The organism is Streptomyces sp. NPDC058632, from assembly GCF_042717095.1.
Lineage (GTDB): Bacteria > Actinomycetota > Actinomycetes > Streptomycetales > Streptomycetaceae > Streptomyces.
Window position 1 is genome coordinate 1 of record NZ_JBHXQZ010000009.1, and the last position, 13,050, is coordinate 13,050.

11 protein-coding genes are annotated in these 13,050 nt (G+C 72.7%); 4 read left to right on the forward strand and 7 right to left on the reverse strand.

What is annotated here, in order from left to right; genetic code table 11:
- Positions 1 to 153 precede the first annotated feature (153 nt).
- The 3 genes from ACFWVE_RS05635 to ACFWVE_RS05645 form a co-directional block, all read right to left on the reverse strand.
- Positions 154 to 1,590, reverse strand: a complete 1,437-nt coding sequence (locus tag ACFWVE_RS05635; RefSeq protein WP_384008529.1) for an aldehyde dehydrogenase family protein — start codon at positions 1,588 to 1,590, stop codon at positions 154 to 156.
- Between the two features lie 252 nt (positions 1,591 to 1,842).
- On the reverse strand, positions 1,843 to 2,952 hold the full coding sequence (locus tag ACFWVE_RS05640; RefSeq protein WP_384008532.1) for a LacI family DNA-binding transcriptional regulator: 1,110 nt from the start codon (positions 2,950 to 2,952) through the stop codon (positions 1,843 to 1,845).
- A gap of 199 nt (positions 2,953 to 3,151) precedes the next feature.
- Positions 3,152 to 3,817: a TetR/AcrR family transcriptional regulator gene (locus ACFWVE_RS05645; RefSeq protein WP_384008534.1), complete on the reverse strand. Its 666-nt coding sequence runs from the start codon at positions 3,815 to 3,817 to the stop codon at positions 3,152 to 3,154.
- Between the two features lie 180 nt (positions 3,818 to 3,997).
- Here ACFWVE_RS05645 and ACFWVE_RS05650 point away from each other — a divergent pair, with 180 nt between their 5' ends.
- Positions 3,998 to 4,561 (forward strand): NADPH-dependent FMN reductase, encoded by a 564-nt coding sequence (locus ACFWVE_RS05650; RefSeq protein WP_384008536.1) that lies wholly within the window; start codon positions 3,998 to 4,000, stop codon positions 4,559 to 4,561.
- A 107-nt stretch (positions 4,562 to 4,668) separates the two neighbouring features.
- Here ACFWVE_RS05650 and ACFWVE_RS05655 read toward each other — a convergent pair whose 3' ends face one another.
- Genes ACFWVE_RS05655 through ACFWVE_RS05670 form a run of 4 tightly spaced genes read right to left on the reverse strand, consistent with a single transcriptional unit; the run spans position 4,669 to position 9,521 of the window.
- Positions 4,669 to 5,802: an XdhC family protein gene (locus ACFWVE_RS05655; protein WP_384008538.1), complete on the reverse strand. Its 1,134-nt coding sequence runs from the start codon at positions 5,800 to 5,802 to the stop codon at positions 4,669 to 4,671.
- Positions 5,795 to 7,942, reverse strand: a complete 2,148-nt coding sequence (locus ACFWVE_RS05660) for a xanthine dehydrogenase family protein molybdopterin-binding subunit (protein ID WP_384008539.1) — start codon at positions 7,940 to 7,942, stop codon at positions 5,795 to 5,797. Before ACFWVE_RS05660 ends, ACFWVE_RS05655 begins: the two co-directional genes overlap by 8 nt.
- The gene (locus ACFWVE_RS05665) at positions 7,939 to 8,931 is read right to left on the reverse strand and encodes an FAD binding domain-containing protein (RefSeq protein ID WP_384008541.1); all 993 of its coding nucleotides are present in this window, start codon (positions 8,929 to 8,931) and stop codon (positions 7,939 to 7,941) included. Before ACFWVE_RS05665 ends, ACFWVE_RS05660 begins: the two co-directional genes overlap by 4 nt.
- The gene (locus ACFWVE_RS05670) at positions 8,928 to 9,521 is read right to left on the reverse strand and encodes a (2Fe-2S)-binding protein (protein WP_384008543.1); all 594 of its coding nucleotides are present in this window, start codon (positions 9,519 to 9,521) and stop codon (positions 8,928 to 8,930) included. The genes ACFWVE_RS05665 and ACFWVE_RS05670 overlap by 4 nt, the downstream gene beginning before the upstream one ends.
- Before the next feature lie 274 nt (positions 9,522 to 9,795).
- On the opposite strand from ACFWVE_RS05670, the gene ACFWVE_RS05675 reads away from it, so the two are divergent.
- From ACFWVE_RS05675 to ACFWVE_RS05685, 3 genes are all read left to right on the forward strand, one after another.
- Complete coding sequence (locus ACFWVE_RS05675) at positions 9,796 to 10,455, forward strand: TetR/AcrR family transcriptional regulator (protein WP_384008545.1); 660 nt, start codon at positions 9,796 to 9,798, stop codon at positions 10,453 to 10,455.
- A 526-nt stretch (positions 10,456 to 10,981) separates the two neighbouring features.
- Positions 10,982 to 12,502, forward strand: a complete 1,521-nt coding sequence (locus ACFWVE_RS05680) for a catalase (RefSeq protein ID WP_384008547.1) — start codon at positions 10,982 to 10,984, stop codon at positions 12,500 to 12,502.
- Positions 12,503 to 12,753: 251 nt separating this feature from the next.
- Positions 12,754 to 13,002 (forward strand): hypothetical protein, encoded by a 249-nt coding sequence (locus ACFWVE_RS05685; protein ID WP_384008549.1) that lies wholly within the window; start codon positions 12,754 to 12,756, stop codon positions 13,000 to 13,002.
- Positions 13,003 to 13,050: the final 48 nt, after the last annotated feature.

Below are 13,050 nucleotides of genomic sequence, written 5' to 3' on the forward strand. Positions count from 1 at the left end.
ATGGGCCCAACCGCGGCAATCGGGAGATGGGGCTCGATCAGGGACCACTGCTCATCGGTGAGATCGCCTCGCGCCATGACTGACGGCTTATCAAGGCCGAGCCCTAACGCGCAGGCGATCTACCGAACTCCTGATCCGAACTCCAGACAGGACCTAGAACGGGTACTGGGCGACGTCCCCGCGCACGGTGGTCCAGCGCACGTCGGTGAACGCCTCGATGTTGGCGTCGCCGCCGAAGCGGGAACCGGTGCCGGAGACGGCGACGCCGCCGAACGGGGCGACGGCCTCGTCGTTCACGGTCTGGTCGTTGATGTGCACGATCCCCGTCGGAATGCGCTCCGCCAGGTCCAGGCCGCGGGCCGCGTCCCGGGTGATGATGCCCAGCGAGAGCCCGTAGGGGCTCGCGGCGGCCAGGGCGGCCGCCTCGTCGGCACCGCTGAAGGACCGTACGGGTGCGACGGGGCCGAAGACCTCCTCCGCGTAGGCGGGGGTGTCGTCGTGGGTGTCCGCGAGGACGGTGGGCCGGTAGAACAGCCGGTCGTGGGTGCCGCCCGCGGCGAGTTTCGCGCCGCCGGCCGTGCTGGACCCGACGAGGGCGTGCACCTTGTCGAGCTGTCCCTGGTCGATGAGCGGGCCGAGGTGGACCTGGTCGCGGTGCGGGTCGCCGACGGCGAGCGAGTTCGCCTTGGCGGCCAGCCGTTCCACGTACTCGTCGTAGAGCGAGGCGTGCACCAGGTGACGTCCGGTCGTCATGCAGATCTGGCCCTGGTGGAAGAACGATCCCCAGGCGGCCGTGGAGATCACCGCCTCGATGTCGGCGTCCTCGAGCACGACCAGCGCGGAGTTTCCGCCGAGTTCCAGGTGGGCCCGCTTGAGGTGACGGCCGGCGGCCTCGCCGACGTGCCGGCCCGCCCCGGTGGAGCCGGTGAACGAGATGACGGGAATCCGCGGGTCGGCGACGAGTGCCTCGCCGGCCTTGGCGCCGCCCGGCAGGACGTGCAGCAGCCCTTCGGTCAGCCCCGCCTCGGCGAACACCGCGGCGAGCGCGAGTCCGCCGCAGACCGCGGTGCGCGGGTCCGGCTTCAGGACGACCGCGTTGCCGAGCGCGAGGGCCGGGGCGACGGAGCGGATGGACAGGATCAGTGGCGCGTTGAACGGGGCGATGACGCCCACCACGCCGACCGGCACCCGCCGCGTGTACGACAGCCGGGGCCCCTCGGTGGGCAGCACCTGACCGGCCGGGCGGGAGGCCAGGGCCGCGGCCTCGTAGCACTCCTGGGCGGCGACATGCAGTTCGAAGTCGGCCTTGCCGGGGATGCTGCCGGCCTCGCGGACCAGCCATTCCCGCAGCTCGTCGGCGTGCGCGGCGAACAGATCGCCGGCCTTGCGGAGCACCGCGGCACGGACGAAGTGCGGGGCCCCGGCCCACTCGGCCTGTGCGGCACGGCCCGCTTCGGCGGCAGCTCCGACATCGTCGGCGGTGGCGAGGGTGACAGTGGCCAACTGTTCGCCGGTGGCGGGTTCGGTGACGGTGTGGCCGGGTCCCGAGAGGGGGCGGGACTGCCAGGTCGTGGGGTCGAGCAACGGCATACGACGGCTCTCCGATCGGTCGCCGGGGCCCCGGGCGAGCGCGAGCCCGGCTGTCCTTACGCGTACCAAATGGTTGAGCATGCAACATCCTGGTCACGCCCCACCCGAGGTGCGGGACGTCCGGCGCCCGCACCGGTACGCGGGCTCCCGTCCGCCGGGACGGTCCGGCTTCCTCCATCATCCGACGGGATGATCGCGCGCCGCATCCCCACCGGTCCCGCGCCGGCCCGCGTCGTCCCTCGTCTGCCGGTGTCAGCCGGACTCGCGCTGGATCACCGACGCGCCCAGCACCTTGTGCGCCTCGGGGGCGGCGGCCGGATCGCGCACCGCGCGGTCGACGAGTTCGGCGAGCTCGGTGCCGGACGGCACGTCGAGGTGGACGGTGGTCAGCCGGGGTCGCAGCAGCCGGCCCAGCATGAGGTTGTCGGCACCGACCACGGCCGTTTCCTCGGGGACGCGGACGCCGGCGTCCTGCAGAGCCCGCATCAGCAGCATCGCGTACTCGTCGTTGTACGTGAACACGGCGTCGAGGCCGAGGTCGCGCCAGCGGGCGGCGAGCCTCGTGGCGGCACCCTCGTCGTGGGCGAGGGGCAGTTCGGTGACCGTGGCACCGGTGCCGCGCAGGGCCGCCCGCACTCCCGCGAGCCGGGGCGCGGAGAACGCCTCCAGGCCGGGCTCACGCGGGACGACGACACCGATGCGGCGCCGGCCCCGGTCGAACAGGTGGGCTCCGGCACTGTGGCCGACGACGTCGTGGTCCATGAGCAGGGCGTGCGCACCCTCGACGGTTTCCGGTCCGAGGGTGACCACGGCCCGTGCGCCGGAGCGTTTGAGCACGGCGACGCCCCGGGGGCCGAGTCCCGAACCGGGGACCAGCACGGCCACGGGACGCAGCTCGGCCCAGGCACGGGCGGCCTCGTCGTCGTGCACGCCGACGGTGCCGTACTGCACGACGGTGTAGTCGAGACAGCCGAGCGCCACCTGGAGGTCGTTGATGAACTGGCTGTAGACCGGGCCGACCGGGAAGGCCGGGGCGGGCATCAGCACCATGCGGCTGTGCCCGGCGCGTAAGCTGCGGGCCGCCGCGTGCGGCACGTACCCGAGTTCCCTGGCGGCCTCGCGGACACGGCGGCGGGTGGGCTCGCTGATCCGGACGGCGTCGGTGTTGTTCAGGACGTAGGAGACGGTCGCGCGCGACACGCCCGCCAGGCGGGCCACGTCGGCGCTCGTGGGCACCGCGCCCGACAGGGGGCGGGTGGGCACGGAACGTGCGGGCGCGGGTTGCCCGGGCACGGCACCTGCGGGCACGGAGGGCGTCGGCGCGGTGGATGCGGGCGCGGGCGGGTTCGGTATCTGCACCATGACGTAACGCATCCTTGCAGAAGCGTGAACGGGCCCTTCGCCCGGGGGAGTTGAGCACGCGGTGCACCGCGTCCGCCGCAGTTCAGGACCGTTTCGCCGGTCCGGCGGCCGGGCGGGTGAACCGCGGACGGATCCGGGAGCAGGAAGCCCGGAGCGGCAGTGGTGGGCGGCGCCGGTGTGCCGGGAGCGCGACTTCGGGTCAGCAGGGGGACGTGAGGGGCCCCGTCAGGCGGTCCACGACGTTCACCCACGCGGATTCCAGCCGCGACAGCGGCATCCCGCACTGCTGGGTCAGGTGGTGCACCAGGGCGGGGTCGAGCTGGGCCATCAGGGTGTGGGCGAGGAGGTCGCAGTCCGCGTCCGGGACCGCCGCGCGCAGCAGCAGCGTCACATGCCGGTGCAGCACACGACGGGGCGGGTTGGTGAAGCGGCGGTCGGCGCAGGGCTGGGCCGCGAGCTGAAGATCCAGCTCGTCGGCCGTGCGGCGCAGCATGGCGACACCGAAGGCCCGCAGCCGCTCGGCGGGCGGAGCGCCGGGGCCCAGCGGCGGGGGGCCGCTGAGGAAGGCCGCCTGGAACTTCTTCTCGGAGTGGTCGAGCAGGGCCGTCAGCAGTCCGGTGCGGTCGCCGAAGCGGCGGAAGACCGTCCCCTTGCCCACCTGCGCCGCCGCGGCCACCGCCTCCATGGTGAGACCGTCCGCGCCACGCTCGGCGACCAGCAGAGCGGCGGCCTCCAGCAGCCGGGCACGGTTGCGCGCGGCGTCGGCTCGCAGGCAGGGCTCGTCGGTCTCGACACCGAGTTGCAGCAACTCCTGGGGTTCGACGGGCTCCTGATGCATCGGGGCGGGCGGCGGGACAGCAGACATGGAGCCAGCGTAAAGCATCGGGAAGAAATTGGACCGCGGTCCGGTTAGAGTGCTAGAAACGTAACCGGACCTCGGTCCGGATGATTGCGGCAATGTTTCACCAGCGGCTTCGCCATGCGCTTCACCAGGTGATTCACCCCTCCGTTCCACCCTGCACCTTCACACCCCCAGGAGTTTCGTATGTCTGTTCGCATCCTCGCTCTGGTCGGTAGCCTTCGCTCCGGTTCGCACAACCGTCAGCTCGCGGAGGCCGCGGTCAGGTTCGCGCCCGAGGGCTCCGAGGTCGTGGTCCACGAAGGGCTTGCGGAGATCCCGTTCTACAACGAGGACATCGACGTCGAGGGCACCGTCCCGGCCGCCGCCGTCCAGTTGCGCGAGGCCGTGGCCGGCGCCGACGCCCTGCTGCTCTTCACGCCCGAGTACAACGGCACGATCCCGGCCGTCCTGAAGAACGCGATCGACTGGCTGTCCCGTCCGTTCGGCGCCTCCGCCCTCGGCGAGAAGCCGGTCGCCGTGGTCGGCACCGCCTTCGGCCAGTACGGCGGTGTCTGGGCGCAGGACGAGGCCCGCAAGGCTCTCGGCATCGCGGGCGGCAAGGTGATCGAGGACATCAAGCTCTCCATCCCCGGCTCCATGACCCGTTTCGCCGAGATCCACCCCGCCGACGACTCCGAGGTCGCCGGGCAGCTCACCGAGGTCATCGTCCGCCTGAACAGCCACGCCACCGCGCCGGCAGCCGCCTGACGCGACCCGCACGACCTGGCGTGACCGCGCCCGAGGCGCCCGGAGGGGCCGGAGCCGTACGATCACGGCTCCGGCCCCTTTGGCCGCGGCCTGCCCGGTGCCTCGGCTCAGACCCCCGCCACCGCCCGTTCCTCACGGTGGATCGGCGTCCGCGCGCCGGTCAGCGGCGCGCCCGTGCCGCCCCGGCGGACCGCGACGATCTCCGCCGCGATGGACACGGCGGTCTCCTCCGGCGTGCGCGCCCCGAGGTCGAGACCGATCGGCGACCTGAGCCGGGCCAGCTCCCGCTCGCCCACACCCGCCTCGCGCAGCCGCCGTTCCCGGTCCACGTGGGTACGGCGCGATCCCATCGCCCCGACGAACGCCACCGGCAGTGCCAGCGCCTGTGCCAGCAGCGGTACGTCGAACTTGGCGTCGTGGGTGAGCACACACAGCACCGTGCGCCCGTCGGTGACGGCGGTACGCAGGTAGCGGTGCGGCCAGTCGACGACGACCTCGTCCGCCTCCGGGAACCGTGCCCGGGTGGCGAACACCGGCCGGGCGTCGCAGACGGTCACGCGGTAGCCGAGGAACTTGCCCGCCCGCACCAGCGCCGCCGCGAAGTCGACCGCGCCGAAGACGATCATGCGGGGCGGCGGCTGCGCCGACTCCACGAACAGGGTCACCCCGCCGGGGCAGTGCGACCCGTCCGCCGAGAGCCCTACGGTGCCGGTGCGTCCGCCGTCCAGCAGGGCCCGTGCCTCGGCCGCCGCCGTACGGTCCAGCTCCGGATGCCCGGCGAGGCCGCCCTCGTACGACCCGTCGGGGCGGACGAGCAGTGCGCCGCCGAGCAGTTCGGCCGGGCCGCGGACGACCCGGGCGAGCGCCGTGGGCTCGCCGTCGGCCACCGCGGACAGAGCCGGCCGGAGCACCTCGCGGGCAAGGGCGTGCGCACCGACCGGCGTGACCATGATGTCGATGATCCCGCCGCAGGTCAGACCGACCGCGAAGGCGTCCTCGTCGCTGTACCCGAACCGCTGGACCCGCGTGACGCCGTCCGCGAGCGCCTCCGCGCACAACTCGTACACCGCTCCTTCGACACAGCCGCCGGAGACCGAGCCGATCACCGTGCCCCCGCCGTCGACCGCGAGCGCCGCGCCGGGCCCGCGCGGTGCGCTGCCGCTCACGGAGACGACGGTGGCGACGGCGAACTCCCGCCCCTCGGTGAGCCATTGATCCAGCTCACCGGCGATGTCAAACATGCGGACCGCCCGCGGTGAGGATCCGGTCCGGCCGGATGGGCAGGTTCCGGTGCCGCACTCCGGTCGCGTGCCAGACGGCGTTGGCGACGGCCGCCGCGACCCCCACGATGCCGATCTCGCCGATGCCCTTGATGCCGACCGGGTCGTCGGGGTCCGGGTCGTCCACCCAGTGCGCCTCGACGAGCGGTACGTCGGCGTGACTGGCGATGTGGTAGCCCGCGAGGTCACCGCCGTAGTGGGAGCCCGAGGCCCGGTCGCGGATCCCCTCCTCGTGCAGGGCCATGGAGATGCCCCAGATCATTCCGCCGACGAGCTGGCCGCGCGCGGTGAGCGGGTTGACGATCCGCCCGGCGGCGAACACCCCGAGCAGGCGGCGCACCCGCACCTCGCCGGTGGTGACGTCCACGGCGACCTCGGCGAACTGCGCCCCGAAGGAGTGCCGTTCCACCTGTGCGAGGGAACCGAGGGCCGCGGTGGTGTCGGAGCGTACGGTGATGCCCTCCGGCGGGATGCCCTCCGGGGGAACACCGGCCCCCGGCTCGAGGCGTTCCCGCAGTTCGTCGGCGGCGACGGTGATCGCCCAGGCCCAGGAGCGGGTTCCCATGGAACCGCCGGCGATCATCGCGGGGCCGAAGTCGCTGTCACCGATCCGCATCCGGATCCGTGCGGGAGCCACCCGGAGCGCGTCGGCGGCGACCAGGGTGAGCGCGGTGCGGGCGCCGGTGCCGATGTCGGCCGCCGCGATCCGCACGGTGAAGGTGCCGTCCGCCTCTGCCGTCACCGCGGCCGTGGAGGGGCCGGCGCCCGCGGGGAAGGAGGCCGCGGCCGTGCCGGTACCGATCAGCAGGTTCCCCTCCCGGCGCAGGCCGGGCCGCGGGTCGCGGTCGGCCCAGCCGAAGCGGCGGGCGCCTTCCCGGAAGCAGGCGTCGAGGTTGCGGCCGCTGAAGGGCATCCCGGAGACCGGGCCCCGCTCGGGTTCGTTGCGCAGGCGCAGCTCGATCGGGTCGACGCCGCACCGCTCGGCGAGTTCGTCGAGCGCCGCCTCCAGCGCGAAGGCGCCCGGGGCCTCGCCCGGCGCGCGCATCCAGGTCGGCGACGGCACGTCCAGCCGTACCGCCTCGTTCGCGGTGCGGTGGGCGGGGGCGTCGTACATCACCCGTGCCACGCCGGCGCTGGGCTCGACGAACTCCCAGACCGTCGACGTCTGGCTGAGCGAGCGGTGCTCCAGGGCGCGCAGCCGCCCGTCGGCGTCGGCACCGAGTCTGATCCGCTGGGCGGTGGGGCTGCGGTAGCCGGTGAGCGAGAACATCTGACGGCGGGTCAGGACCACACGGACCGGGCGCCGCAGCGCGGTGGTGGCCATCACGGCGGACACCTGGTGGGCGCGCAGGCCCTTGCTGCCGAAGCCGCCGCCGATGTGCTCGGAGCGCACCCGCACGGCGGACGGATCGAGGGAGAACATCCGGGTGAGTTCGTCGGCGATCCAGGTGGTGCCCTGGTTGGAGTCGACGACCTCGAGCCGCCCGCCGTCCCACAGGGCGGTCGCCGCGTGCGGCTCCATCATGCTGTGGTGCTCTTCGGGGGTGGTGTACTCGACGTCCACGACATGGGCGGAAGCGGCGAGTTCGGCTTCCAGGTCGCCCTTCTCCGTCACCCCGGGCATGTGGCCGTCCACCGGGTACGCCTCGGGGCGGTCCCCGTGGAACTCGATGTCGTGCGGCTCCTGTTCGTACGTCACGACGAGTGCCTCGGCGGCCTCGCGGGCCTGCTCGGAGGTCTCGGCGACGACGAGCGCGACGGGCCAGCCCGCGTGCGGGATCCGGTCGTTCTGGAAGACGGCGGCGGCCGGGTCCGGCGGGACGCCCAGCAGGTTGATGTAGTCGAGGTCGAGGCGCGGGGCGTTGCCGTGGTGCAGCACGGTGAGCACGCCCGGCATGGCGAGCACGGGAGCGGTCCCGACGGAGCCGATCCGGCCGCGGGCGACGGTGGACAGCACCAGCCAGCCGTGGGCGAGGCCGGTGAAGGGGATCTCACCCGCGTAGCGGGCGGCCCCGGTCACCTTGTCGCGGCCCTCCACGCGGGTGTGCGCGGTGCCCACGGCGCCCGTGAGGGTCGCCCGGTCGGTTGTGGTGGCGGTCATCGGGCGGCCTCCTCGGCGAGTTCGGACAGGACGGCCACCACGAGGTTGCGCATGAGGGTCACCTTGTACGCGTTGCCGGGCAGCGGCCGGGCCCCGGCCAGTTCGGCGTCGGCGGCCGCGGCGAAGTAGTCGGCGGATGCCGGGGCCCCGTTCAGTACGCGTTCGGCCGCGTACGCCCGCCACGGCCGGGACGCGACCGCGCCGAAGGCGAGCCGCGCCTCGCGCACGACACCGTTGCCGATGTCGAGGGCGGCGGCGACGGAGCCGATCGCGAAGGCGTACGAGGCGCGTTCGCGCACCTTGCGGTAGCGGGAGTGGGAGGCCGACGGCACGGGCGGCAGTGTGACGCCGGTGATGAGCGCGCCCGGCGGCAGGGCGGTCTCCCGGTACGGGGTGTCACCGACGGGCAGATAGAAGTCGGCGAGAGGCAACTCGCCCGACCTGTCGGAGGTCTGATACGAGACGACGGCGTCGAACGCGGTCAGTGCCACCCCCATGTCGGAGGGGTTGACGGCGACACAGTGCTCGGAGGCGCCCAGGACGGCGTGGTTGCGGTGCTCGCCCTCGACGGCGGGGCAGCCACTGCCGGGCAGACGCTTGTTGCAGGGCTTGGTCACGTCGGCGAAGTAGCCGCAGCGGGTGCGCTGCAGCAGATTCCCGCCCACGGTGGCCATGTTGCGCAGTTGCCCGGAGGCTCCGGCGAGCACCGCCTGGGTCAGCGCCGGGTAGCGCCGGCGGACCTCGGGGTGGGCGGCGAGGTCGCTGTTGGTCACGGTGGCACCGATGCGCAGCCCGCCGTCACCGGTCGACTCGATCCGGTTCAGCGGGAGTTGACGTACGTCGACGAGCCGGGCGGGACGTTCGACGCCGGTCCTCATCAGGTCGACGAGGTTGGTTCCGCCGCCGAGGTAGCGGGCGTCGGGGTCGGCGTCGAGCAGGGCGACCGCGCCGGGGACGTCCTCGGCGCGTCGGTAGTCGAACTCCCTCATGCGGCAGCCTCCTCGGCGGCTTTGACGGCTTCGGTGGTCTCGGCGGTGTCTGCGGCCCCGGTGCTTTCGGAGGCGGCGCGGGCGACGGCCTCGACGATCGAGACGTAGGCGCCGCAGCGGCACAGGTTGCCGCTCATCCGTTCGCGGATCTCCCGCGGGGTCAGTGGCGTCGGGCCCGCTTCGGGCCGTACGTCGTCGGTGACGGCGCTGGGCCAGCCCGCGGCGTGCTCCTCGATGACGGCGACGGCGGAACAGATCTGGCCGGGTGTGCAGTAGCCGCACTGGAAGCCGTCCAGGTCGAGGAAGGCCTGCTGCACGGGGTGCAGCCGCTCCCCTTCGGCGAGGCCTTCCACGGTGGTGATCTCCCGGTCCTCCGCCGCCACGGCCAGCTGCAGGCAGGACACGGTCCGGCGGCCGTCGACCAGGACCGTGCAGGCGCCGCACTGTCCCTGGTCACAGCCCTTCTTGGTGCCGGTCAGGTCGAGGCGCTCGCGCAGGGCGTCGAGCAGGGTGGTGCGGTGGTCGACGGACAGCGTGTGCTTCTCGCCGTTGATGTTCAGGGTGACGCTGCTGGACGTCGAGGGGGGCATGAACAGCCTTCTTTCACGGATCCGTGCAGGCCTGCGGGGCCCTCGGGAGGCGGACGGACGGGAATCGGTCAGAAGGTCGACAGGGGGGACTTGCAAACGGACCGGGAGCGCCGGCGCCGGCCGTCCGCGGGCATGCCTGCCCGCTCTCCCGCACTGTCCGCGGTCACCGATACGATGCACCGAAGCGGACGGTTGTCCGTTACCGAAAACGTAGTGGACAGCTGTCCGCTTAACAAGGACGGGTTTCGGCCACACTCGGAAGGAGGACGGACGGATGGGTCAGGACACGGTGCCGAAGTCGGGCGGCGAGGACACGCCACGGAGCAAGCCCGCTCCCGCGCGCGCGCAGGCGCCCCTGCGGTCGGACGCGCAGCGCAACCGCGAGCGCATTCTGGAGGTCGCCCTGGTCGAGCTGACCCGGTCGGCCGACACCCCGCTGAGCGTGATCGCCAAGAAGGCGGGCGTCGGCCAGGGCACGCTCTACCGGAACTTCCCCAGCCGGGAGGACCTCGTCCTGGAGATCTACCGCCACGAGATGCGCCAGGTCGCCGACAGCGCGAGCCGGCTGCTGGAGACCCGGGAACCCGGCCACGCCCTGCGCGAGTGGATGGACCGGCTGGCCCGGTTCGCGATGACCAAGGCCGGGCTGGCCGATGCCATCAGGCAGGCCACCGGCGCGCCGGGCAGCCCGGCGAAGCCGGGACCCAGCCCCGTGATCGAGGCGGCCGACCTCCTGCTGCGCGCCTGCGAGGAGGCCGGAACCATCCGGCCCGGGGTGACCGTGGACGACATGATGCTCGCGATCGGCGGCCTCTGGCAGCTGGATCCCTCCGCGGACTGGCAGCCGAAGGTCACCCGGCTGCTGGACATCGTCATGGACGGGCTATGCGCCGGGGCGCCCGGACGGCGGCAGGCGGGGCCGGCCAACCGGTGACGGCGGGGCCCAAGGCCCTCTGTGCGACATGACGGCCGAAGGCCACGCGTGGCGGGCGCCCCGGCCGGGCGCGGCCCGGTGCGCGTACCGGCCCCGTCCTCGTCCGGGACGACGGCATGACGGCCTGACGGCCTTCGAGCACGCCCTCCCCTGTCCCGCGCGCTCTCCGGCTCCGAACCGGCCGTCGCGCCCGGAACCTCGCTCCTGGTTCCGCCGGAGAGACCTACGCACCTCGGCCACGCTCCCCTACGGCGTGCCCGGAGGGCAGTCGCCGAAGGACCTCGGTCCACCGTGATTGCCCCCGCCCGACCGGGATACACGGGTTGCCCCAGGACTCCGCCGGTCCGGGCCCGGACCGGATTGGCCCAGCGGCTCCGGGGCACGCGACCCACCGGGACCGAGCAGTCCGGCTCCCGGGGGAAGCGCCGGGGCTCCTGTGTCACAGCCTCCGGACAGTGCCGAGGAGACCTCGGTCCATGTCGTGCGGAACCTGGTACGTCACCGCCGAACGACGAAAGGCAGACCCATGACAGATATTTCGCCTGCCACCACGACGGACTCCGGCGCCCCGGCGGAGAGTGACGAGCACTCGCTCACCGTGGGCGCGGGAGGCCCGGTACTGCTGCAGGACGCCTACCTGATCGAGCAGATGGCTCAGTTCAACCGGGAGCGGATCCCCGAACGCCAGCCGCATGCGAAGGGAAGCGGTGCTTTCGGCCGTTTCGAGGTGACTCACGACGTGAGCGCCTACACGAAGGCGGCCGTCTTCCAGCCGGGCACCCGTACCGACCTGCTCATCCGCTTCTCGACCGTCGCGGGCGAGCGGGGCAGCCCGGACACCTGGCGCGATCCGCGCGGCTTCGCGGTGAAGTTCTACACCAGTCAGGGCAACTACGACATGGTCGGCAACAACACGCCGGTGTTCTTCGTCAAGGATCCGATGAAGTTCCAGCACTTCATCCGGTCGCAGAAGCGCCGGGCGGACAACAACCTGCGCGACCACGACATGCAGTGGGACTTCTGGACCCTCTCACCGGAATCCGCCCACCAGGTCACCTGGCTCATGGGAGACCGCGGCATCCCGCGCACCTGGCGCCACATGAACGGCTACACCTCCCACACCTACATGTGGATCAACGCCGACGGCCGGCGGTTCTGGGTGAAGTACCACTTCAAGACGGACCAGGGCATCGAGTGCTTCACCCAGCACGAGGCCGACCAGATGGCGTCCGCCGACACCGATTACCACATGCGGGACCTCTTCGAGCACATCCGCGACGGCGAGTACCCGAGCTGGACCCTGTATGTGCAGGTCATGCCGTACGAGGAAGCCGCGGGTTACCGGTTCAACCCGTTCGACCTGACCAAGGTGTGGCCGCACGGCGACTACCCCCTCGTCCCGGTCGGCCGCATGACACTCGACCGCAACCCGACCGACAACCACGCCGAGATCGAACAGGCGGCCTTCCAGCCCAACAACCTGGTCCCGGGCATCGGCCCGAGCCCGGACCGCATGCTGCTGGCACGGCTCTTCTCCTACGCCGACGCCCACCGTCACCGGATCGGCGCCAACTACCAGCAGCTCCCCGTCAACGCCCCGGTCGTCGACGTCCACACCTACTCCAAGGACGGCGCGATGGCCTACCGGAAGACGACCGATCCGGTCTACGCGCCCAACTCCAAGGGCGGTCCCGCCGCCGACACCGAGCGCTACGGCACCCCGCCCGGCTGGGAGACCGACGGGGCCATCACCCGCACCGCCTATGTCAGTCACTCCGAGGACGACGACTGGGGACAGCCCGGCACCCTGGTGCGCGAGGTCATGGACGACGCCGCCCGCGACCGGCTGGTGGACAACGTCGTCGGACACCTCCTCAACGGCGTGAGCGAACCCGTCCTCCAGCGGGCCTTCGAGTACTGGTCGAACATCGACAAGACCATCGGCGACCGCATCGCCCGGGGCGTGCGCGCGAAGGCGGACGAGAAGGACCCCAAGGCCGCCGCACAGGCCAATCCGGCCCGGAGTTCCATGCAGGGCAAGGCCTGACGCCCTCGGCGAAGGGCGAGGGGGACGTCCTGGGGTCCCCCTCGGTGCGGGGTGTGCGGCACACGGCGCACACCCCGCACCCGCACCCGCACCCGCACGCCCCGAGGCCGGCACCGCGCAGGAGTGGGTGCCGCCCTCGGGCGACGGCCGTCGGCGCCAGCTCCCGCAGTTCCCGCAGGGCGGCCTCGACCGCCGGCCGGCCGGGCCGTCCCGTCCCGGGAACCGAGCACTCGAAAAGCCGAGGAGCCGCCATGACCAGCGCGCACGGAACCACCGGTACGACAGGCGCCGTCTGCCCGTACTGCGGATGGCCGGACGCCGCCGAGCCGTTCCGGCTGGTGTCGCGGCACAGCACCGCCACCGGCAGCACCGTGTGGACCCGTTGCGGCTGCGGTTCGCTCCAGGTCCGTGCCGTCGACAGCCGCGGCACCCGCGTCGTCACCCGCAGCAGGCCGCCCGCCGGCGTTTCGCCGGCCCGGACGTGCGGGACACGCGGCTGAGCGGGCCGAACGGCTCGGCCCCCAAAAACGCCCGGCTCCGGCACCCCT